The organism is Mycobacterium sp. MAA66 (assembly GCF_041261665.1).
GTDB lineage: Bacteria > Actinomycetota > Actinomycetes > Mycobacteriales > Mycobacteriaceae > Mycobacterium.
The window spans coordinates 758,414-778,862 of sequence record NZ_JBGCCC010000002.1 but is presented as its reverse complement, the minus strand read 5'-3'; the positions used below and the strand labels follow the sequence as shown (position 1 = coordinate 778,862).

General features: G+C 64.9%; 21 protein-coding genes and 1 riboswitch. Of the genes, 13 read left to right on the top strand and 8 right to left on the bottom strand.

The features are described 5' to 3' along the window. Positions 1-50: 50 nt before the first annotated feature. The 4 genes from ABIA30_RS10290 (at position 51) to ABIA30_RS10275 (ending at position 3,161) form a co-directional block, all read left to right on the top strand. Positions 51-452 carry a hypothetical protein gene (locus ABIA30_RS10290; RefSeq protein WP_370064740.1) on the top strand — a complete coding sequence of 134 codons (402 nt, stop codon included), beginning with the start codon at positions 51-53 and terminating at the stop codon, positions 450-452. After that, positions 449-1,261, top strand: coding sequence for an LLM class F420-dependent oxidoreductase (locus ABIA30_RS10285; RefSeq protein ID WP_370064738.1), 813 nt, complete (start codon positions 449-451; stop codon positions 1,259-1,261). The genes ABIA30_RS10290 and ABIA30_RS10285 overlap by 4 nt, the downstream gene beginning before the upstream one ends. A 65-nt stretch (positions 1,262-1,326) precedes the next feature. Further along, positions 1,327-1,962, top strand: a complete 636-nt coding sequence (locus ABIA30_RS10280; protein WP_370064736.1) for a GntR family transcriptional regulator — start codon at positions 1,327-1,329, stop codon at positions 1,960-1,962. Beyond that, positions 1,959-3,161, top strand: a complete 1,203-nt coding sequence (locus tag ABIA30_RS10275) for an MFS transporter (RefSeq protein ID WP_370064734.1) — start codon at positions 1,959-1,961, stop codon at positions 3,159-3,161. Before ABIA30_RS10280 ends, ABIA30_RS10275 begins: the two co-directional genes overlap by 4 nt. 59 nt (positions 3,162-3,220) lie before the next feature. Here the strand turns inward: ABIA30_RS10275 and ABIA30_RS10270 are convergent, their stop codons facing one another. The 5 genes from ABIA30_RS10270 to thiC all read right to left on the bottom strand — a co-directional run bounded on the left by ABIA30_RS10270 (position 3,221) and on the right by thiC (position 8,111). Further along, positions 3,221-3,499 (bottom strand): hypothetical protein, encoded by a 279-nt coding sequence (locus ABIA30_RS10270; protein WP_370064732.1) that lies wholly within the window; start codon positions 3,497-3,499, stop codon positions 3,221-3,223. A 16-nt stretch (positions 3,500-3,515) separates the two neighbouring features. Further along, positions 3,516-5,003 (bottom strand): flavin-containing monooxygenase, encoded by a 1,488-nt coding sequence (locus ABIA30_RS10265; protein ID WP_370064730.1) that lies wholly within the window; start codon positions 5,001-5,003, stop codon positions 3,516-3,518. A 14-nt stretch (positions 5,004-5,017) separates the two neighbouring features. After that, positions 5,018-5,671, bottom strand: coding sequence for an alpha/beta family hydrolase (locus tag ABIA30_RS10260; protein ID WP_370064728.1), 654 nt, complete (start codon positions 5,669-5,671; stop codon positions 5,018-5,020). Continuing rightward, entirely contained in the window at positions 5,668-6,501 is an 834-nt protein-coding gene (gene thiD, locus ABIA30_RS10255; protein WP_370064726.1) for a bifunctional hydroxymethylpyrimidine kinase/phosphomethylpyrimidine kinase, read from the bottom strand. Before thiD ends, ABIA30_RS10260 begins: the two co-directional genes overlap by 4 nt. Beyond that, entirely contained in the window at positions 6,498-8,111 is a 1,614-nt protein-coding gene (gene thiC / locus ABIA30_RS10250; protein WP_370064724.1) for a phosphomethylpyrimidine synthase ThiC, read from the bottom strand. The genes thiD and thiC overlap by 4 nt, the downstream gene beginning before the upstream one ends. Continuing rightward, a riboswitch (TPP riboswitch) is annotated at positions 8,102-8,217 on the bottom strand. It overlaps the preceding gene by 10 nt. 233 nt (positions 8,218-8,450) lie before the next feature. Here thiC and ABIA30_RS10245 point away from each other — a divergent pair. The 7 genes from ABIA30_RS10245 (at position 8,451) to ABIA30_RS10215 (ending at position 15,833) form a co-directional block, all read left to right on the top strand. After that, the gene (locus tag ABIA30_RS10245; RefSeq protein WP_370064722.1) at positions 8,451-10,205 is read left to right on the top strand and encodes an MFS transporter; all 1,755 of its coding nucleotides are present in this window, start codon (positions 8,451-8,453) and stop codon (positions 10,203-10,205) included. A gap of 133 nt (positions 10,206-10,338) precedes the next feature. Beyond that, the gene (locus ABIA30_RS10240; protein ID WP_370064720.1) at positions 10,339-11,337 is read left to right on the top strand and encodes an alpha/beta hydrolase; all 999 of its coding nucleotides are present in this window, start codon (positions 10,339-10,341) and stop codon (positions 11,335-11,337) included. Further along, a complete protein-coding gene (locus ABIA30_RS10235; RefSeq protein WP_370064718.1) occupies positions 11,337-12,194 on the top strand; it encodes an SDR family NAD(P)-dependent oxidoreductase in 858 nt (285 codons plus the stop codon). Before ABIA30_RS10240 ends, ABIA30_RS10235 begins: the two co-directional genes overlap by 1 nt. Positions 12,195-12,214: 20 nt before the next feature. Next, positions 12,215-13,135 carry a ferritin-like domain-containing protein gene (locus ABIA30_RS10230; protein ID WP_370064716.1) on the top strand — a complete coding sequence of 307 codons (921 nt, stop codon included), beginning with the start codon at positions 12,215-12,217 and terminating at the stop codon, positions 13,133-13,135. Between the two features lie 18 nt (positions 13,136-13,153). Beyond that, a complete protein-coding gene (locus tag ABIA30_RS10225) occupies positions 13,154-14,662 on the top strand; it encodes a flavin-containing monooxygenase (protein ID WP_370064714.1) in 1,509 nt (502 codons plus the stop codon). A gap of 9 nt (positions 14,663-14,671) precedes the next feature. Then, positions 14,672-15,442 carry a MerR family transcriptional regulator gene (locus ABIA30_RS10220; protein ID WP_370064712.1) on the top strand — a complete coding sequence of 257 codons (771 nt, stop codon included), beginning with the start codon at positions 14,672-14,674 and terminating at the stop codon, positions 15,440-15,442. A gap of 4 nt (positions 15,443-15,446) precedes the next feature. Further along, a complete protein-coding gene (locus ABIA30_RS10215) occupies positions 15,447-15,833 on the top strand; it encodes a hypothetical protein (RefSeq protein ID WP_370064710.1) in 387 nt (128 codons plus the stop codon). A 24-nt stretch (positions 15,834-15,857) separates the two neighbouring features. Here the strand turns inward: ABIA30_RS10215 and ABIA30_RS10210 are convergent, their stop codons facing one another. Then, positions 15,858-16,466 carry an MspA family porin gene (locus ABIA30_RS10210; RefSeq protein ID WP_370065499.1) on the bottom strand — a complete coding sequence of 203 codons (609 nt, stop codon included), beginning with the start codon at positions 16,464-16,466 and terminating at the stop codon, positions 15,858-15,860. Between the two features lie 152 nt (positions 16,467-16,618). Then, positions 16,619-16,903 carry a hypothetical protein gene (locus ABIA30_RS10205; protein WP_370064708.1) on the bottom strand — a complete coding sequence of 95 codons (285 nt, stop codon included), beginning with the start codon at positions 16,901-16,903 and terminating at the stop codon, positions 16,619-16,621. 140 nt (positions 16,904-17,043) lie between these two features. Between ABIA30_RS10205 and ABIA30_RS10200 the strand changes: the two genes are divergently transcribed. Beyond that, positions 17,044-18,414, top strand: a complete 1,371-nt coding sequence (locus ABIA30_RS10200) for an ATP-binding protein (protein WP_370064706.1) — start codon at positions 17,044-17,046, stop codon at positions 18,412-18,414. Here the strand turns inward: ABIA30_RS10200 and ABIA30_RS10195 are convergent. Further along, complete coding sequence (locus ABIA30_RS10195; RefSeq protein ID WP_370064704.1) at positions 18,403-19,071, bottom strand: response regulator transcription factor; 669 nt, start codon at positions 19,069-19,071, stop codon at positions 18,403-18,405. The two genes, ABIA30_RS10200 and ABIA30_RS10195, sit on opposite strands and share 12 nt — an antisense overlap. Before the next feature lie 99 nt (positions 19,072-19,170). On the opposite strand from ABIA30_RS10195, the gene ABIA30_RS10190 reads away from it, so the two are divergent. Beyond that, positions 19,171-20,433 carry a hypothetical protein gene (locus tag ABIA30_RS10190; protein ID WP_370064702.1) on the top strand — a complete coding sequence of 421 codons (1,263 nt, stop codon included), beginning with the start codon at positions 19,171-19,173 and terminating at the stop codon, positions 20,431-20,433. The last annotated feature ends 16 nt before the right edge of the window (positions 20,434-20,449 follow it).

The following is a 20,449-nucleotide window of genomic DNA, read 5'->3' as shown; positions in this document are numbered from 1 at the left end:
CGAGCAGTGACGCCGGGCGCAGTCCTGACCAACCTGACCCGGAAACCACCATGCGTCTAGTGCGTCTCACGTTGATCGCTGTCGGAGTCATCCAAACGCTTTTCGGCGCAGCTCTTTTGATAGAGCCAGCGGTGCTGCTCGGCGGGCTTGAGCCGCAGCCCGCCGCGTCGAACTGGATCTTCGCCACGGCGGCAGCCAGGTGCATCGGCTATGGCATCGGCATGTTCGCCGCAGCCCATGCGCCGGCTCGTCACCGGCTGTGGATCGACACCATGATCGGGATCCAGGTTGTCGACTTCGCGGCGACCGCAGGCTGTCTGGCGGTCGGCATGCTGCCCACCGGAATCACCGGCGCAGCGGTTCTGCCCCCGCTGTTGTGGGTATTCCTGCTGAGCTGGGCGCGTTGGCAGCTCCGCACCGCACCCATCCACGGAAAGGGAATCTCATCATGACAACTCCGAATCGGCCCATTCGAATCGGCGTCCACCTGCAGCTGCAGCACGCCGACTACGGGCAGATCCGCCGAGCCGCGGCCGAGGCCGAAAACCTGGGTGTGGACATCGTTTTCAACTACGACCACTTCTTTCCGCTGGACGGGGACCCCAACGGCAAGGTATTCGAATGTTGGACCGTGCTGGGAGCCTGGGCCGAATCCACCAAGCGGGTGGAGATCGGTGCGCTGGTGACCTGCAACGCGTATCGCAACCCGGACCTGCTCGCCGACATGGCCCGCACCGTCGACCACATCAGTGATGGCCGGCTCATTCTCGGGGTGGGCTCGGGCTGGTTCGAGAAGGACTTCGACGAATACGGCTACCCGTTCGGCACGGCCGGGCAACGGCTGGACGATCTCGCCGCGGCCATGCCGCGCATCGAGAACCGGCTGGCGCGGCTGAACCCACCGCCGACCCGCAAGATCCCGGTGCTCATCGGTGGCGGCGGTGAGAAGAAGACACTGCGGATCGTCGCCGAGCATGCCGACATCTGGCACGCCTTCGGCGACCGGGAGTCTCTGCAGCGCAAGATCGAGGTGTTGGACGGACACTGCCGTGCCGTCGGACGTGACCCTCAGGAGATCGAGCACTCCGCGCAGATCGTGCCGTCACCCGCCATTCCGGCGGACTTGCTCGACACCTTGGCCAAGCCCGACGAGCTGCGTGAGCTCGGATTCACGCTGTTCACCTGGACCATCGGCGGGCCGAACTACGATCTGGAACCGCTACGGCAATGGGTCGCCTGGCGTGACAAGTACAACGGCTGATTGCTGCGTTGTGATCTCAGCCGCATCTTGTATGCAACCTTGCATGCAAGGCGTACTGTCGATCCGTGACCACCGACCAGACCCCCGCCGGAGAGCGCGCCTACCAGCAGACCAAGGACAAGATCCTGGTCGGCGCCGTCAAAGGTGGGCAACTGCTCAGTGAGGTGGAAGTCGCCGCCCAGCTGGGGGTGAGCCGCACGCCGGTCCACGAAGCCTTCCTGCGGCTGGCTGCCGAGGACCTGCTGGAGATGCTCCCGCGCCGCGGTGCGGTGGTCATCCCGATCCCGCCGCGCGAGGCTACCGATCTGTTGGAGATGCGCCTGGCCCTGGAGGGCAGCGCGGTCACGCGGCTGTGCCGGTCGGCCGACGTGGCCGCCGTGGCAGCTGAGTTGGCCGATCTGGTCGAACAGCAGCGCGACGCCGCCGGCGACCTGGCCCGATTCGCCGAACTCGATGCTGCGTTCCACCGGCACATCGTCGATGCCGCCGGGAACCGCATCGCCCAACGCTTCTACTGCTCGCTCGGTGATCGCCAGCGTCGGATGATGGCCGACGCAGTGCAGGCCGACCGGACGCTGGTCGACCGGCTGATCGTCGAGCATCGGCAGCTCGCTGACACGATCGGCCGGCGGGACACCGGCGCGTTCGATGCACTACTGCTGGTCCACCTCGAGTCGACCTACCAGGTGGTGCTGCGATGATCCGCAACATGTCGCCGTGGTTCGCCGTGGCGCTGGCCGCGTTCTGCATCGGTTGGGGCGGAAACCAATTCACCCCGATGCTGATCGAATACGTGCAGTACGCCGGGTACTCACGGGTGGACGTCGACGTGCTGCTGGGCGCCTACGTGCTGGGGCTGATCCCCGGGCTGCTCGTGGCGGCCGCGCTGTCGAACCGGCACGGTCGCCGTCCGGTGATGGCTGCCGGGTTGATCAGTTCGGCGGTCGGCAGTCTGGTGATCGCCGCCGGTGACCTCTGGGGATTTCCCGCACTGCTGATCGGTCGGCTGCTGTGCGGCCTGTCGGTCGGCATCGCAATGGCCGTCGGATCGGCATGGATCACCGAATTATCAAGGCCGCCATACGATGATGCCGATGCCGGCACCGGAGCTCGGCGGGCGTCCGTCTGGTTGTCACTGGGCTTGGCTGTCGGCCCGTTGTGCGCCGGCCTGCTGGCCCAGTTCGCGCCGTGGCCGTTGGCGCTCACCTACTTGGTGCAGGCCGCGCTCTGCGCGCCCGCGCTGTGGTTGTTGAAAGTCGTTGCGGTGGAGACCCGTACCGAACGCACCCGCGTTGGCATCGCATCGTCGCTGCGGGTGCCGGCGGTCTCGCACCGGCGGTTCCTGCGGGTCGTGGTGCCGATGGCGCCGTGGGTGTTCGGGTCGGCAGCTATCGCGTATGCCATTGTACCGGCATTGGTTTCCGAGAAGACCGGACAGTGGGCGCTGCTCTACACCTCGGGTCTGACGGTGCTGACCCTGGCGTGCGGCGTGCTGGTCCAGCCGATCGCCCGTCGCCTCGATGACCACTCGAGCGCGCGTGCGGTGGTGGTCTCGATGGTGCTGATGTCGCTGGGAGTGTTCGCGGCCGTGGCGACCGCGATCACCCAGTCGCCGATCGCCGCGGTGCTGGTGGCGATGCTGCTGGGCAGCGCCTATGGCATCGCGATCGTGTCGGGGCTGTTGGAGATTCAGCGGATCGCCGAGCCCGATGAGCTGGCGGCGATCTCCGGCATCTATTACGCGTTGGCCTACGTCGGGTTCCTGCTGCCCGCGGTGCTGGCGTCGTTGGCCCACTACGTCAGTTACCCGGCAATGCTGACCGCGGTCGGTGTGTTGGCGGCCGGTAGCACTGCGATCTGTGCCGCGGGCTGGTCCAAGCACCTACCCGCCACCACCTAGCGATCGGTGCCCGAAAATCCGCACCCAATAGGCGTTTTCGGGCACCGAATCGCCGAGGGTCAGGCGCGGGCGCGAACGCCGTTGGCGCCCAGGTACAGCACGTAGCCGAGCACGCCGAGTCGTGCCAGCTTGCGGGTCTTGGGTACCACCAGGCCGAGCCCGAGGGCCGTTTCGATGGATCCGTTGATCTGAAGGTGCTTGTCGGTGTCACGCGGAAACGCCGCCGCGGTGATCGACGTGAACAGTTCCGGCTTGACGAAGTGGGCAAGCCCGGTCACGGCCAGCCCGATCCCGAACAGGGTGGCCTTCCGGGACTTCTTTTCGACAGTGTCAGACACCAATGATCCTCTCTGATCAGTTGATTCGGTAGTCACTCAACGGAAACTCGGATGCTTCGCGGATGGCCGTGGCCGTCGAGGTCGGCCGCAGCAGGGTGGGTTCGCCCGCGGGGTTGAAGTAGTACGAGTGTGCGCCGGCGCAATTGCCCTGGGTGAAAAGCGATTTCCCGAGTAACTGGGTCATGCGGTCCAGGTACGCGGTGTTGGCTTCCTCGGTGACCTCGAAGGTGGTCGCGCCGCGCTGCTGTACCTCGGTGAAAAGCCGCTGTATCAACCGCATCTGGTACTCCATGGTGTTGAAGAAGTTCAGCCCGAGGAATGCGTAAGGGCCGGCCAGGCTCAGATAGTTGGGGAAGTACGGCATGGATACGCCCTGGTAGGCCTGGAACCTGGTGTCGCGCCACCACTTTCCCAGGTTCCGGCCCTCGCGTCCGATCACTTCGATGGCCGGGAAGTTGGCGTCCCACAGGTCGAATCCGGTGGCCAGCACCAAGGTGTCGATCACGTTCTCGGTGCCGTCTTTGCCGACGATGCCGTCGGCTTCGATCCGCTCGATGCCGGCGTCCTGCAGGTGTACGTTCGCCCTGTTGAACGCCTGGTAGTAGCCGTTGGAGAAGGTCGGGCGTTTGCAGCCGAAGTCGTAGTCCGGCGTCAAGCGGCGGCGCAGATCCCGGTCGCGAATGGTGATGAAGCGGTGGACCTTTGACAGGTCGGCGGCCGCGATGTTGCCGCGGCCGCGCAGCGACAGGTAGTTCACCACGCCGGCTGACACCAGCAGCTCGTAGATGTTGTCGGTGACGGCACGCAGTGCCCGCTGGCTGGCCGGTACCCGGGCGAAGAGCCGCTTGGCGAGTCGGCCGAAACGCAGGTCGATCTTGGGTACCACCCAGATCGGCGTCCGCTGGTACACCGTCAGGTCGGCGGCGGACTTGGCCAGTTCGGGGATCAGCTGGACCGCGGTCGCCCCGGTGCCGATCACCGCAATGCGCTTGCCCGCCGGATCGTAGGCATCGTCCCACTTCGTGGTGTGGATGACTTGGCCGCCGAAGTTCTCGATGCCGGGAATCTCCGGCATGTGCGGCTGGGAAAGGAAGCCAGTGGCGGTGAAAAGGTAACGAGCGCTGATGGTTTCGCCGCCGTCGACCGCAACGCGCCAGAGTGAGGCGTCCTCATCCCAGCGGGCGCCGTCGACCACGGTGTTGAATCGCATGTGCTTGCGCACGTCATACTTGGCGGCCACGTCGTCGGCGTATCGCTTGATCTCCGGGCCCGGAGTGAACAGCCGTGACCAGTTGGGGTTCGGCTCGAAGAAGTACGAATAGGTGGTGGTGGGCACGTCCACCGCCAGGCCAGGGTAGTGGTTGACATACCAGGTGCCACCGAGGTCGTCTTCGCGTTCGAGGATGACGAAGTCATTGATCCCGAGTCGCTTGAGCTGAATCGCCGCGCCGATGCCGGCGAAACCCGCCCCGACGATGACCGCGTCGTGCTGCTGCGTCGTCATATTTAGACGGTACCTCAGGTACTGGGTATTTCCGAGAGTCTCGCTGCCGCGGCGACGGCGAGCGCCGGAACATCCAGCGTCTTGGACCCCAGGTCATGCCGCGCACCGGTGATCTCGACGATCTCGGTCGGTGCGTTGATCAGCGCGGCAGCCGGGCGCAGCTCGTCGATGCTGCCGAACGGGTCAGACGTGCCGTGGGTGAACACCGTCGGCACGGCGATCTGTGACAGGTGCTCGGTGCGGGCTCGTTCAGGCTTGCCGGGCGGGTGCAGCGGGTAGGAGAACAGTGTCAGCACCGCCAGGTCCGCGCCGCCGGCCGCGACCATGGACGTCATCCGGCCGCCGTAGGAATGCCCTCCGGCGATCACCGGGCCGTCGGTGAGCGTGTGCGCCAGCTCGATGGCCTCGATGATGCCCTGTTGGTCCGACGCCGCGGAGTTCGACGGCGGGCCCTTGGGGCGGCGACGGCGGTAGGGCAGGTCGTAGCGGATCGCGAGCCAGCCCCCTTGCGCCCATTCGTCGCAGATCCGGATGATCAGCGGGGCGTCGCGGTTGCTGCCCGCGCCGTGCGTGAGCAGCACCGTGCCCAGGGGTTTGCCTGCGGGTTCGTGCGCGACACCCGCGATGGCCTCAAGCTCTGGTTCGATGCTCTTCGCGCGAGAGCTCATCGCCAAGCCAGCCGGAACAGTGCGTTGACCGGACCGTGCCCGTGGCCCAAAGGATAAGCGGCACGCAGGCATTCGGTCACCCAGCCCTTGGCGAAGGCCACCGCATCGGGCACCGAGTAGCCGTGCGCCAGCGCGGCCGCGGTGGCCGCGGCCAGGGTGTCACCGGCGCCGTGATCATGCCCGGTGTCGATGCGTTCGCTGGTGAACTCGTAGAAGTCGGTGCCGTCGTAGAGCAGGTCGGGGCTGTGATCGCTGGAGCGTAGATGGCCGCCCTTGACCAGCGCCCATTTCGGCCCGAGGTCGTGTAACGCTCTGGCCGCATCGCGTTGCGTCGACGCGTCCACCACTTCGACACCGGTGATCAGCCGCACCTCGTCGAGGTTCGGGGTGACCAGGGTGGCGATCGGAAACAGCTGGGTACGAACCGAATTCAGCGCGCTGGGGTGCAGCAGCGGGTCGCCGTGCATGGATGCGCACACCGGGTCCACCACCAACGGGATATCGCCGTCGAGACCCCGCCAGGTTTCCGCGACGACCCCGATGATCTCGCTCGATGCCAGCATGCCGGTCTTGGCCGCCTGGATGCCTATGTCCTCGGCCACCGCGGTGATCTGCCCGCTGATGATGTCCAGCGGCAGCTCGTGAAAAGCCTTGACTCCGACAGAGTTCTGCACCGTCACCGCGGCGACCGCGACACAGCCATGCACGCCCAGCATCGCAAAAGTGCGTAGGTCGGCCTGGATGCCGGCACCACCGCCGGAATCGGAGCCGGCGATGGTCATCACCCGCAACGGGGTATGGCCGGGCGGGGTCAGTGGAAGCAGGTTCACGGAGCTAAGGGTAAGTACACCCGGTTTCCGTGGTCGGCGAACTCCTGCGATTTCTCGGCCATGCCCCGCTCGATGTCCGCGGCGGCGACCCCGTCCGGGTACGCGTCGCGGATGTCCTGGGTGATCCGCATCGAGCAGAACTTCGGCCCGCACATCGAGCAGAAGTGCGCGGTCTTGGCGGGCTCGGCGGGCAGCGTCTCGTCGTGGTACTCCCGGGCGGTGTCCGGGTCGAGCGACAGCGCGAACTGGTCATGCCACCGGAATTCGAAGCGAGCCTGGGACAGCGCATTGTCGCGGTCTTGGGCACCGGGGTGGCATTTGGCCAGGTCGGCGGCATGGGCGGCGATCTTGTAGGCGATCACGCCGTCCTTGACGTCCTTGCGGTTGGGCAGACCCAGGTGTTCCTTCGGGGTGACGTAGCACAGCATCGCGGTGCCGGCCTGAGCGATGATCGCCGCGCCGATCGCCGAGGTGATGTGGTCGTACGCCGGCGCGATGTCAGTGGCCAGCGGGCCCAGCGTGTAGAACGGGGCCTCTTCGCAGAGCTCTTCCTCCAGCCGAACGTTCTCGACGATCTTGTGCATCGGGACGTGGCCCGGGCCTTCGATCATCACCTGCACGCCATGGGATTTCGCGATCTTGGTCAGCTCACCCAGGGTGCGGAGTTCGGCGAACTGGGCCTCGTCGTTGGCGTCGGCGATGGAGCCGGGACGCAGCCCGTCGCCGAGGGAGAAGGTGACGTCGTAGCGCTGCAGGATCTCGCACAGCTCTTCGAAGTGCGTGTACAGGAACGACTCCTGGTGATGTGCCAGGCACCACGCCGCCATGATCGAACCGCCACGAGAGACGATGCCGGTGACCCGCTTGACTGTCAGCGGGATGTACCGCAGCAGCACGCCGGCGTGCACCGTCATGTAGTCGACGCCCTGCTCGCACTGCTCGATGACGGTGTCGCGGTACAGCTCCCAGGTGAGCAGCGTGGGATCGCCGTTGACCTTTTCCAGCGCCTGGTAGATCGGCACGGTGCCGACCGGGACGGGGGAGTTGCGCAGAATCCACTCGCGGGTCTGGTGAATGTCCTTGCCGGTGGACAGATCCATGATCGTGTCGGCGCCCCAGCGCGTGGCCCACACCATCTTGTCGACTTCCTCGGAAATGGACGAGGTTACTGCGCTATTTCCAATATTGGCGTTGACCTTCACCGCGAAGGCCTTGCCGATGACCATCGGCTCCAGCTCGGGATGGTTGTGGTTGGCCGGGATGATCGCCCGGCCGCGGGCGACCTCGTCGCGGACCAGCTCGGCCGGCACGCCTTCGCGCTCGGCGATGAACGCCATCTCGGCGGTGATCTCGCCACCGCGGGCGCGCTGCAGCTGGGTGCCTTTGTCCTTGACGACGCCGGGGCGGGCGGGCAGGCCCTGCTCCAGGTCGATGGTGGCGTTCTCGTCGGTGTACGGGCCCGAGGTGTCGTACAGGTCGAGGTGGTCGCCGGTGGTCAGGTTGACCCGCCTGAACGGGACCTTTCCGCCGTCGGGAAGCTCCCGGTAAACCTTGCTGCTGCCTGCGATGGGGCCGCAAGAAAGGTCGTTGAACACAGCAATTGCAGTCATCTGCTTACTCCCTACGCCGGCATTACCCGGTCAGGTTCATACGGTCGACGGCACCTATCAGCCGTCCTCTCAGCGCACCAAGGCGTGCGCTCCCGCGCGGACGTGTCCACGGTAACCGATGTGTGCGGGAAGGCAAGGGTGGCGTGAGCATCGCCGGCCGCGGGCGCGGGTGGATTCGCGTCGACGGGCCGCGGCCAACCACACCTGCCCGAGTTCGGGACGCGGTTGGGCCTCCGGCAATCCCGCCTACCGGGATGCCGGCAGGTGGGAAGTGGATTGTCATCAGTTCGTTTGTATAGCTAACATATGTTTCTCCGATGCTTAGGGCGAAGACTGCTGATGACGACTGAAACCGGGCCGGCTGCGTCGACCGAGACGGCGCAGGCCCAGACCGCTCGCCGCCGCGTGCAGATAGACCACGACCATCCGCACTACAAGTGGGTGGTGCTGTCCAACACCACGCTGGGCATCCTGCTGGCCTCGATCAACGCATCCATCGTGCTGATCTCCCTGCCCGCCATCTTCCGGGGTATCGGGCTGAACCCGCTGGCCCCGGGCAACGTCAGTTACCTGCTGTGGATGTTGATGGGCTACCTGGTGGTCACCGCCGTTCTGGTGGTCCCGTTCGGGCGGCTCGGTGACATGTACGGCCGCGTTCGCATCTACAACATCGGCTTCGTGGTCTTCACCCTGGCTGCGATCGCGCTGTCCTTCGATCCGTTCCACCTGGACGGCGGCGCAGTGTGGTTGATCGGCTGGCGGGTCATCCAGGGAATCGGTGGCGCCATGCTGATGGCGTCGTCGTCGGCAATTCTGACCGACGCCTTCCCCGCGAACCAGCGCGGAATGGCCTTGGGGGTCAATATGGTTGCCGCCGTGGCCGGTTCGTTCCTGGGCCTGCTGATCGGCGGCTTCCTGTCCGAGTGGAACTGGAAGGCGGTCTTCTGGGTGGGTGTGCCGATCGGGGTGATCGGCACCATCTGGAGCTACCGGTCGCTGCGCGAGCTGGGTACCCGCTCGGCCGGCAAGCTGGACTGGGCCGGCACCCTGACCTTCGGGCTCGGCCTGACAGTGCTTCTGCTCGGCATCACCTATGGCATTCAGCCGTATGGCAATTCGCCGACCGGCTGGACCAGCCCGGCGGTGCTGGGGTCCATCGGTGTCGGGCTGGCCCTGTTGGTCGCCTTCTGCGTGGTCGAGCTGCGGGTGGCATCGCCGATGGTCGACCTCAGGCTGTTCAAGTCCGCCACGTTCGGTATGGGCAATCTGGCCGGACTGTTGTCTTCGGTAGGCCGTGGCGGGCTGCAGTTCATGCTGATCATCTGGCTGCAGGGCATCTGGCTTCCGTTGCACGGCTACAACTTCGAGTCGACGCCGCTGTGGGCGGGCATCTACTTGCTGCCGGCCACTTTCGGCTTCCTGGTGGCGGCGCCCGTTGCGGGAACGTTGGCCGACCGCTTCGGCGCCCGGCCGCTGGCCGTCGGTGGCATGCTGCTGATGGCCGCATCTTTCCTTGCGCTGCTGATGATTCCGGTCAACTTCGACTACTGGCAGTTCGCCGTCCTGGTGTTCCTCAACGGCATCGGTGGCGGCATCTTCACCGCGCCGAACACCGCGGCCATCATGTCCAGCGTGCCCGCCGACCAGCGTGGTGCCGCTTCGGGTGTGCGGTCGACGTTCTTCAATGCGGGCAACTCGCTGTCGATCGGCATCTTCTTCTCGCTGATGATCGTTGGGTTGGCGCACACGTTGCCCAACGCGTTGTTCAATGGCCTTCAGCAGCAAGGTGTTTCGGCCGACGTTGCGCACCAGGTAGCGCAACTGCCGCCGGTGGGCAGCCTGTTCGCCGCGTTCCTCGGCTACAACCCGATGGCAGAGTTGCTGGCACCGTTCCATGCGCTGCAGCAGCCTGGAGTAAATGCCGATGTACTGACCGGGCAGACCTTCTTCCCACAGCTCATCACCGCGCCGTTTCACTCCGGACTGACCGTGGTGTTCGGTGCCGCGGCGGTCATGATGCTGCTCGGTGCGCTGGCCTCGGTGTTCACTCCGGGTAACTACGGCACTGCTCCCGACGCCGACAACGCGGCCTGATCTGGTCCTCGCGCAGTGGCCACTTAGCGCACGGAAATTTGGAAAAGCCGTGCTCTAGGTGGCCACTGCGCGTATACCAGGGTTATCACCACCAACTGTGCCATTGACAAATGGCACAGTTGGTGGTGACCTAGTGCCCGTGACAGTCTCCAATGACGTAGGCCTGCCTCCGATCCCCACTCACGTTTCGCCGCGCGCGGTGGTCTCGTCCACCGTGACCCGCTGGACACTGGGCTGCCTGACCGGCTTCATCCCGATGAATCAACCGGGGGTTTGGTTCTCCCGGGCGGTGGTCGCCACGATCATGGGCGCCCTCGGCTCCATGCCGGACGGCTCCCGGATCATCCCGGTCAAGGCTCCAGGGGTGCGTGGTGAGTGGGTGCTCGGGCCCGGCGTCGAGTTCGGCCGGCGTGCGGGTTACTACGTGCACGGCAGCGGCTATGTGATCTGCTCGACCGGGACGCACCGCAAGCTGGTCGCGCAGCTGTCCGAGGCGACCGGCATGCCGTTCTTCTCCGTGGACTACCGACTGGCTCCCGAGTACCGGTTCCCGACCGCGGCCCGTGATGTGGAGTCCGGCTACCGCTGGCTGCTCTCGAAGGGCTACCTGGCGTCGGACGTCGTGATCGCCGGTGATTCTGCCGGCGGCCATTTGACCTGCGACATGCTGCTCGCGAACGCCGACGAGCCGGACTTTCAGCCGGCCGGTGCGGTGCTGTTCTCACCGTTGGTGGATCTGACCATGGGACTTGCCCGCCAGCAGGAGCGGGTGCGTCGCGACCCGTTGATCTCGGCGGCCGACGCGCGCCGGTTGGTCGGCCTTTACACCAAGGGCCAGGATCCGGAACACCCGCGGTTGCGGCTCGATTTTGCAAAGGCTGATCGCTTGCCGCCCATACTGATTCAGGTGGGTGGTTTCGAGATGCTCAGTGCCGACTCACGTTACCTGGACACCCAGATCCGCCGGGCCGGTGGTGTCAGCGCCCTTGAAGTATGGCCCGGCATGGTGCACGTCTTCCAGGCATTGCCCCGACTGGTCCCAGAAGCCGACGCGGCGCTGCGTCGGGCCGCGGCCTTCATCGCCACGGCGTTGGCAGACAATCAATCAGACGTTGTGGTGGAGGTGGGCTGATGTTCGGAATCGATATGTTGCTCAACGTATTTCGCGGTAGCCGTCGTTCGGACAAGGCGAAGGCGGTGGTCACCGGCGCCGGCAGTGGCATCGGCCGGTCGTTTGCCCTTGAGCTCGCCAGGAGGGGCGGTGAGATCATCTGCGCGGACATCAGCATCGAGCGGGCCAACGAGACAGTTGCGCTGATCGACAAGTTGCCCACCGGTAAGGGCTATGCGGTGCAGTGTGACGTGTCCGACCGCAGCGCCATCGAGCTGCTGGCCAAACAGTCGCAGGAGATCTTCGCCGGAGCGCCGAGCATGGTGATCAACAATGCCGGTGTCGGCATCGGCGGAAAGCCGGTGGGCGACATCGGTTTCGAGGACTGGGACTGGGCACTGGGCATCAACCTGTGGGGCGTGGTGTACGGCTGTGAGGTTTTCACACCGGTCCTGCGTGAGGCCGGACGCGGCGGCATCATCAACGTCGCCTCGGCGGCCGGATTCGCCGCCGCGCCGTCGATGGCCGCATACAACGTCTCCAAGGCGGGCGTGATGTCGCTGTCCGAAACCCTGGCCGCGGAACTGGACGGGACCGACATCGCGGTCACCGTACTGTGCCCAACGTTCGTGAAGACCAACGTCTTTGCCGACGGCCGCATCACCCCGGGCTCGATGAGCCTGAGCCAGCAGCTGGCCAATTGGACCGGACTGTCCGCGGACAGTGTCGCCGCTCGCACCCTCGACGCCCACGACGGTGGCCGCCTGTATGTGGTGCCACAGCTCGACGCCACCGTCATCTGGCACCTCAAGCGCCACTTCCCGGCCCTGTACGTCCGCGGCGCCGGACTGCTCGGCCGTCTCCTTCCCGACAACTGAAGCCACGAAAGGAACTGATCATGGCGATGAATCTCGACGAGATGCTGCAGAAGATCAAGGACAAGCAGTGGGCCCTGGTCGACATCGACTGGGACGCACCGGGAGCCGAGCTGATCGAGCCCGAACTCTGGGCCAAGCTCAAGCCCTTCATGACCGACCTGATGTGGATCGAGAACGTGGGAGCCCGCGGCTTTGCGGCACTGGCGAAGAAGGCACCGACTCCGACGCTGAAGAGCATCTACGAGCACTTCCACGCCGAGGAGCAGAAGCACGCCAATGCCGAGCTCGCGCTGATGCGCCGCTGGGGCATGCTCGATGACGACGAGATCCCGCCGCCGAGTATCAATGTGCAGTTGGTGATCACCTGGCTCGACAAGTTCTCGGACACCATGTCGCTATCGATCTTGGGCACCGTCATCCCGATGCTCGAGGTGGCACTGGACGGCGCGCTGATCAAGTTCATCACCGACGAGGTCAAAGATCCGGTGGCGCAAGAGGTTTTCAAGCGGATCAACTCTGACGAATCCCGCCACCTCGCGGTCGACTTCGAGGTGATGGACATCCTGGGCCACGCCGACGTGCGCAAGCTGGCCGTCGATTTCGTCGGCAGCTGGATGAACCCTGCGCTGCTGATCGGCACGCTGAGCTACTTCCCGCTGCTGAACAAGATGCGCGACAACATCGTGGCCATGGGTGTCAACGAAGAACGTCTGTACCAGGCGATGCGCCGATTCCGAAGTGTCGGTGAGCGAAGTGAATTCGTGCACCGGGTGCCGATGTACCGATTCATCTCCTGGCACAGCAAGAAGGTCATCGACCGCAGCTCGAAGTACCACTGGTTGGCCGACTCGCTGGTGAAGGTCACCGGAGTCATTCCGATGCCGCTGGTGCGATACACGCCCACCTGGTCGGACGAGCTGACCTACGAGCCGGTCGCCTGAGTAAGAGGAACGATTACCGTGACCATTTCTGTAGCCATCATCGGTGCCGGGTTCGCCGGCATCGGCGCCGCCATCCGGCTCAAAGACCAGGGCACAGAAGATTTCGTGATCTTCGAACGCGGCACCCGGGTCGGTGGAACCTGGCGGGACAACACCTATCCCGGTGCGGCCTGCGACATTCCATCGCGGCTCTACTCCTACAGTTTCGCGCCCAACCCGGACTGGTCGCACACCTACTCGGGCAGCGCCGAGATCCTCGGATACATCGACGGTATGGTCGAGTCCGCCGGCATCGCACCGCATATCCGGTTCGAGCACACCGTCACCGGATTGGCATTCGATGAGGCGATGGGGGAGTGGACGATCAGCTTCTCCGGTCGCGAGTCGGTGCGCGCCCGAACGGTCATCGTCGCCTCCGGGCCACTGGCGAACGCCAGCTTCCCCGACCTTCCGGGCATCGAAACCTACGAAGGTCACAAGATCCACAGCGCCCGTTGGGATCACGACTACGACTTCACCGGTAAGAAGGTGGCGGTCGTCGGCACCGGTGCCAGCGGTGTGCAGATCGTGCCGGAACTGGTGAAGGTCGCTGAGTCGGTCAAGGTGTTTCAGCGCACCCCGGGTTGGGTGATCCCCCGGGTCAACACCCCGACCGGCGGCTGGCTGAAGCGCATCTACAAAGATGTGCCGCTGGCGGAGAAGCTGATTCGGTCTGCCTGGTACTGGGGTCATGAGTCGGTTGCCCTCGGCGTGGTGTGGGACAGCCCGTTCACTCGCGTGGTGGAAGCCTTGAGCCTGGCGAATCTGCGTATGCAGGTGAAGGATTCGTGGCTGCGCCGGCAACTGACGCCGGACTTCTCGGCCGGGTGCAAGCGGCTGCTGATGACCAGCGAGTACTACCCTGCCCTGCAGGCGGAGAACTGCAAGTTGGTGACCTGGCCGATTGCCCGGTTGTCGCCCAAGGGAATTCGCACCGTCGAAGGCATTGAACACCAATTCGATGCCATCGTGTTCGCCACCGGCTTCGAGGTGTCCAAGGCCGGCACGCCGATCCCGATCACCGGCATCGACGGCCGGGACCTAGGGTCCGAATGGAGCCGGGGCGCGTACGCGTACCGCAGCGTCGCGGTGTCGGGCTACCCCAACCTGTTCTTCACCTTCGGGCCCAACTCCGGGCCGGGCCACAGCTCGGCGCTGGTGTACATGGAAGCTCAGATCGACTACATCGTCGGTGCCATCTCCAAGCTGCTCCAATTCGATTGGAAGGCGTTGGACGTGCGGCCGGAGGTGCAGGCCCGGTACAACGAGAACATCCAGCGGCGGCTGCAGTCCACCACCTGGAATTCCGGATGCCAGAGTTGGTACCTGACCGATGACGGATTCAACGCGACCATGTACCCCGGGTTCGCCACTCAGTACATCAACCAGCTGAAGGCGGTGAATCTGCAGGACTACAAGATCACCGCGGACCGTGCCGATGAAACGGCGGTGGTCGAGACCAGCGGCGAACCCGTCCTGACCGCATAGAATCCGCTGGTGGCTGAGTACCGGATCGACGACCTCGCGCGCGAAGCGGGGACGACCACCCGGAACGTCCGCGTCTACCAGGAGAACGGCCTGCTGCCCCGGCCCCTGCGCCGGGGCCGGGTCGCTATCTACACCGACAAGCACCTCAGTCAGCTGCAGGCGATCATCCGGTTGCTCAGCGAGGGCTTCACGGTCAAGCACATCCTGAAATTCCTTGCCGGTTTGCAACGCGGCGAGGGGCTGGTCGAGGTGCTGGATCTGTCGGAGCTCGAGGAGCTGGTGATCACCCCGTGGTCACACCCGGAGTCGCAGACCATGACTCGCGAGGACCTGGAGATGCAGCTCGGCCGGCTGGACGGCGCGACGCTGCGACGGCTGATCGCGGGCGGTTTCGTCGAGTCGACGGATGACAAAGATTCCTATCTGGTGCCCGATCGCCGGGTGATCGATGACTTCGCCAAGCTCATCTCCCGCGGCATGCCGTTGTCGGCGATCCTGAAGACCACCACGGCCGTCGACAAGAAACTCGATGGCGCCGCACGTGCGCTGACCCGAGCCGGACACACGGAAGTGGTCCGCCAACGGGGAACAGGCTGGTATCCCAGCACCGACGTCGAACTTGCCTGGGCAGCGGATCTGATCGACGCCATGCGCCGGGTAGCGCGGCGTTCGGCGCACGCTAGCCTGGATCGGGCGCTGGATGAAGCGGTGCGTGCCGAGCTGCAGCACTACCAGCAGGAAGCAAAAGACCACGGCGCCCCGGTTGAACGGAAGGCGTGAGGCCATGGCGGCGGCAAAGACCGACGACGGATCTGCAGGCAAGCGCAGGCGCGGGCCAAAGACGCTCATCGAAGCGGTGTTTGCACTGATGGACGACGTGGCCGAGCTGCGAAAGTCAGCGCAGTTCATTGCGGACAACATCGCCGCTTTGAGCGAGAGCGCCGCGGGCATCGACCGGCACGCGGAGTTGATCGCCAGCCAGATCACCACCTTGACCGAGGCTGCGGCCGGAATCGATACGTCGGCGGAGAAGATCGCGTTCGGTGCCAATTCCATCGCCTCGACCCTGCCGAGCCTGCAACGCCTGGCCGAAGTGGTGGAGCCCCTGGAGAGCACCGTGGCCCGGCTGGGCTGGGTCATCGATCGAATTCCCGGCGGAAAACGAAGCTAGGCAATGACTTTCAGCTGGGCGTGGTCAGTTCATGTTCCATGTGTCGCCGTAGGTGGTCACCGAGTCGCCGGTCTTGGAGATCAGGCGGGCGAACGGACGCAGCAGCACACCGCCGGCGGCCCCGGTCACCATGCCGTGGGCATTCGATACCGCGACCACGCGGTGCGGACCCGTCACATCAACCGAGAACGTCGACACCTCCTGGATGCCGGGACCGTTACCGAGATCGGCTGAGATGGACACGCCCGGGAACAGGTTCGGTGTGATGATGCCGCCGCTGCCGCGACCGGTCAGTGAGCCGGGATTGAAGGCATCGAGCAGGATGTTCGGTGTCGTGTAGCTGAAATTGATACCCACGCCCAGCGACCATGGGAAGCCGATCTGGTACCCCAGTTCGAGAGTGCCCTCGAATTCGTCGCAACCCGGGCCGTCGCAGGTGTACTTGGCCTTGCCCGAATGGAACCACTCCCGGGTCAATCGGTTGCGGTCGAGCGGAAATACGCCATTGAGGAACGTGTCCCATTGCGCAACGGTCAGCGTTCGATCGTGGCCGTCGATCAGGCTGAGTTCGTTGTCCAGACCTGCGCGCGCGGTGCCCATTCCGGTCAGCATCATCGTGGTAAGGACGGCCATAAGCCCGATGACGGAATGAATGTATTTTAGCAAAATCAGATCGCTCTCGAAGGTGGTCGCTGTTCTGTCTAATAGGTTCTCGATTAGTAGTCCAGCAAACGCAATCGGTAAATATTTGGTCGGCATCAATTCCGCCATGGCGAAATTGGTTGCTAGGAACCTGTCGTCGGTTTGGTGGTCATGCCTGAATCGGAGCCACCGGATCGCACTATCGGCGATGGTGTCGGAAACAGATAATTCTCGGTCGCGTTTATCGCGTTCTTCGCCACGGTCACCTTGTTCACCTTGTTGCCGGTACCGGCGCCATCGTGAGCAACGGACATCGGCATCGAAATCGCGAGCGCTGCACCGCCGAGGATCAGACCAAAGGACTTGGCATTGGCACGCTGGACAATCCGGGACCGCAAATTCATGCCACGTCGAACCATCGCCTGCATTGTCTTTTCTCGCCTTCCCGTGGAGCCGGCTCGATATCGTCGTTGAGCGGCCGAAGTGCAGTGTGGCGAGTGCGCGCTGAGAAATCGCCAAGGGGCCGATTGATCGTGAGACAAGGATCGTGGTCCTACAGTCCACAGTCATGAGCAGTGAGGGATGGCCCCGGCCACGGCATTGGGGAATTGCTGCGCGGTCGGCCGTGCTGTCGGCCTCGGTGGTACTCATCGCGCTGCTGATCGCGTCCGCTGGGCTGCTCGCCGTGCTGAACACCACGCTGTTGCGGGGGGTGGATGACGCCGCCGCGGACCGGGTCGAGGACGTGGTGTCGGCGCTGCGGGACGACGCGGTCAATGACCTGGACGGTTCGTTGTTCGTCACCGATCAGAGAGTGGTCGCGGTCCAGGTGATCGACCATGCCGGGAAAGTGCTGCGTCGATCGCCCGATACCCCCGACACGCCGCTGGTCCCCGTCGCCGATATCGGGACCGTGGTGCGCGCCGGGATCGCCGTCGACGGCGCAGACACCGACATGCGGATCAGCGGTCAGCGCACTCGCACCCCTGCGGGCGACTACACGATACTGGCCGCCGGCGGCATCGAGTCTGTCGAGTCGACGCTGAAAACCGTTGCGCTGCTTCTCGGTGCGGCCGCACCGATCATCATCGCCGCGGCCGCTCTGGTCAGCTACTGGTTGATGAAACGCTCACTACGGTCGGTGGAAGCGATCCGCGTTCGGGTCTCCGACATCTCGACCTCGGATCTCAGCGAGCGCGTCCCGGTACCACCGCACCGCGACGAGATCTCGGCGCTGGCGTCAACCATGAACGAGATGCTGAGCCGCATCGAGGCCGGCCATACCGCGCAGCGCCGATTCGTCGGCGACGCGTCGCACGAGCTGAGAAGCCCTCTGGCGGCGATCATTTCGGCATTGGAGGTCGGAAAGGAGCATCCCGAACTCCTGGATTCGGAACTGACCACCGGTGCGCTGATCCCCGAGGCGTACCGCATGCAGGCGCTCGTCGAGGATTTGCTCTTGCTGGCGCGGGCCGACGAGCGCGGATTGACGCTGCGTGCCGAGGATACCGATCTGGACGTGCTGGCCGAGGACGAAATCGCCCGACTACGGCGGGAATCCGCGCACACTGTGCGTGCCGACCTGCTGCCCACCCGGATGGTCGGCAATACCGGAGCCATGACCCGGGTACTGCGCAACCTGCTGGACAACGCCGACCGGCATGCCCGTTCGACGGTCGAGGTTTCGGTACGCAGCCTCGACGGCACCGCGGAATTGCTGGTCAGCGATGACGGTCCCGGAATACCTGCCGCCGACCGGGACCGGGTGTTCGACCGGTTCGTCCGGTTGGACTCCGCACGTTCCCGTAGCGGCGGCGGCACCGGACTCGGGCTGTCGATCGTCGCGGAGATCGTGTCGGCGCATGGTGGAAGCGTCGGCATCGGGGAACGGACCGGGGGAGGCACCGAGGTGCGGGTGCGGCTGCCGTCAGGGCAATAGCCGGTAACCGACCCCGCGCACGGTCTCAATAGTGTTGGTGCTGAACGGGATATCGATCTTACGGCGCAGATACCCGACGTACACTTCGACCACGTTGTCCGGACCCGAATAGTGCACGTCCCACACGCTGCTCAAGATGTCAGCCTTGGATACCACGGTGTCCTTGTGGCGCATCAGAAACTCGAGCACCCCGAACTCGCGTGGCGTCAACGTGATCGAAGTGTCTCCGCGAACCACTTCGCGCCGGGACGGATCGAGTGACAACGTCCCCGCGGTGAGAACCACGGGTCGCTCGGGTGCGCCGCGCCTGATCAGTGCCCGCAGCCGCGCAACCAACACCAGATACGAAAACGGTTTGGTCAGATAGTCATCGGCACCCAGGTCGAAGGCATCGGTCTGGTCGTACTCACCGTCCTTGGCCGTGAGCATCAGCACCGGAGTCCAAATGTGCCGTGACCGAAGCTGTCTGAGCACCTCGTAGCCGCTGAGCCCGGGCAGCATGATGTCGAGCACCACCACGTCGTACGAGTTGGACGTCGCTTCGTGCAGTCCCTCGAGGCCGTCAGCAGCGGTGACCACCACAAAGCCGTCCGCCCTCAGACCAGCCGACAGTGCCGTCGACAGACCCGGTTCATCCTCGACCAGAAGAACCTTCACTCGACCTCCCGCACGTCGTTGCCGTCCACTGCAGTGTGCCCGATCGGCGAAGGAGTTCCTCAGCGTTGGTTCAGGAACTGGTATTTAGCGTGGGTAAGCATGACCAGTGCCATTGAGTCCCGGACCCGCGCGCGGCGCGTGACCCTGAGCAAGGTGCCCGAGGTCACCGTCTGGTTCTGGCTCATCAAGGTGCTGTGCACCACGGTCGGGGAGAGCTTCGCGGACTGGGTGAACACCGGGCTGGGCGTCGGCCTGGGCAGAACGACGTTGATCTTCACCGTGGTTCTGGCCGTGACGCTGGGGGTTCAGCTGGCGGTCGGTCGCTACCTGCCGCTGGTGTATTGGCTGACTGTCGTGGTGCTCAGCGTGACCGGCACCCTGTACACCGACGTCCTCACCGACAAGTTCGGTGTGCCGTTGGCGTTGAGTACGGGTGTCTTCGCCGGCGTGCTGGCGGTGGTGTTCGGGGTGTGGTTCGCGCGAGAGCGCACGCTGTCGATACACAGCATCATCACGCTGCCCCGCGAATTGTTTTACTGGCTGGCGGTGTTGGTGACTTTCGCGTTGGGCACCGCCGCCGGTGACTGGACACTGGCGCTCACCGGATGGGGTCCGGGCGTGGCGGTGCTGCTGCCCGTCGGGCTGATCGTAGTGGTCGCCATCGGCTGGCGCGCCGGGGTGAATGCCGTGCTGTCATTCTGGGTCGCCTACGTTTTGACCAGGCCGCTGGGTGCCAACCTCGGGGACTGGTTCGCCTCGCCCACAACCGATCACGGGCTCGGGCTGGGCTACGGCGTGACGAGCGTGATATTCCTGGCCGCCATCGCGGGTGCCGTCGGCTACCTCACGATTTCCCACGCTGATGTCATCGACGTGAACCGGGCACCGGACGATCACGGCGGGGTGAGGCGGACGGTGCCCACTGCGGTCTCGGTCGGGTACTACGCCGTGGTGATGCTGGCCGCGGCCGGGCTACTGGGCTGGGCGGCCAGCCAGCCCCACCGGCCGGTCGGGGTCGCCGGTGAGGACGAATTGCCCGCTGTCCCAACGGCATCCGCGGCACTGCACCCCGGGCAGGTCGCATCGACCATTCCGGCCCCCGACCTGGCACAATTTCGGACCATCGTCCAGGACACCTTGACCAAGGTCGACGCCGGTGACCAATCGGGCGCGAGGGCGCGCATCAGGGATCTGGAATCGGTGTGGGACGACGATCAAGCCAGGTTGCAACCGGCCGCGCCGGACACCTGGTCGGTGCTCGATGGGCAGATCGACGCGGTGCTCAAGTCGATCAGGTCAAGCCATCCCGACCCGGTGCACGAAAAGCAATCCCTGACAACCTTGTTGGTGACCCTCGGGTGAGCGGCACCGGCGTACC

What these genes read in the sequence shown, in the direction of transcription:
- ABIA30_RS10290 (WP_370064740.1), top strand. Translation starts at nt 51, where the DNA reads ATGCGTCTAGTGCGTCTCACGTTGATCGCTGTCGGAGTCATCCAAACG.
- ABIA30_RS10285 (WP_370064738.1), top strand. Translation starts at nt 449, where the DNA reads ATGACAACTCCGAATCGGCCCATTCGAATCGGCGTCCACCTGCAGCTG.
- ABIA30_RS10275 (WP_370064734.1), top strand. Translation starts at nt 1,959, where the DNA reads ATGATCCGCAACATGTCGCCGTGGTTCGCCGTGGCGCTGGCCGCGTTC.
- ABIA30_RS10265 (WP_370064730.1), bottom strand. Translation starts at nt 5,003, where the DNA reads ATGACGACGCAGCAGCACGACGCGGTCATCGTCGGGGCGGGTTTCGCC.
- ABIA30_RS10260 (WP_370064728.1), bottom strand. Translation starts at nt 5,671, where the DNA reads ATGAGCTCTCGCGCGAAGAGCATCGAACCAGAGCTTGAGGCCATCGCG.
- thiC (WP_370064724.1), bottom strand. Translation starts at nt 8,111, where the DNA reads ATGACTGCAATTGCTGTGTTCAACGACCTTTCTTGCGGCCCCATCGCA.
- ABIA30_RS10245 (WP_370064722.1), top strand. Translation starts at nt 8,451, where the DNA reads ATGACGACTGAAACCGGGCCGGCTGCGTCGACCGAGACGGCGCAGGCC.
- ABIA30_RS10235 (WP_370064718.1), top strand. Translation starts at nt 11,337, where the DNA reads ATGTTCGGAATCGATATGTTGCTCAACGTATTTCGCGGTAGCCGTCGT.
- ABIA30_RS10230 (WP_370064716.1), top strand. Translation starts at nt 12,215, where the DNA reads ATGGCGATGAATCTCGACGAGATGCTGCAGAAGATCAAGGACAAGCAG.
- ABIA30_RS10215 (WP_370064710.1), top strand. Translation starts at nt 15,447, where the DNA reads ATGGCGGCGGCAAAGACCGACGACGGATCTGCAGGCAAGCGCAGGCGC.
- ABIA30_RS10210 (WP_370065499.1), bottom strand. Translation starts at nt 16,466, where the DNA reads ATGGCCGTCCTTACCACGATGATGCTGACCGGAATGGGCACCGCGCGC.
- ABIA30_RS10205 (WP_370064708.1), bottom strand. Translation starts at nt 16,903, where the DNA reads ATGCAGGCGATGGTTCGACGTGGCATGAATTTGCGGTCCCGGATTGTC.
- ABIA30_RS10200 (WP_370064706.1), top strand. Translation starts at nt 17,044, where the DNA reads ATGAGCAGTGAGGGATGGCCCCGGCCACGGCATTGGGGAATTGCTGCG.
- ABIA30_RS10190 (WP_370064702.1), top strand. Translation starts at nt 19,171, where the DNA reads ATGACCAGTGCCATTGAGTCCCGGACCCGCGCGCGGCGCGTGACCCTG.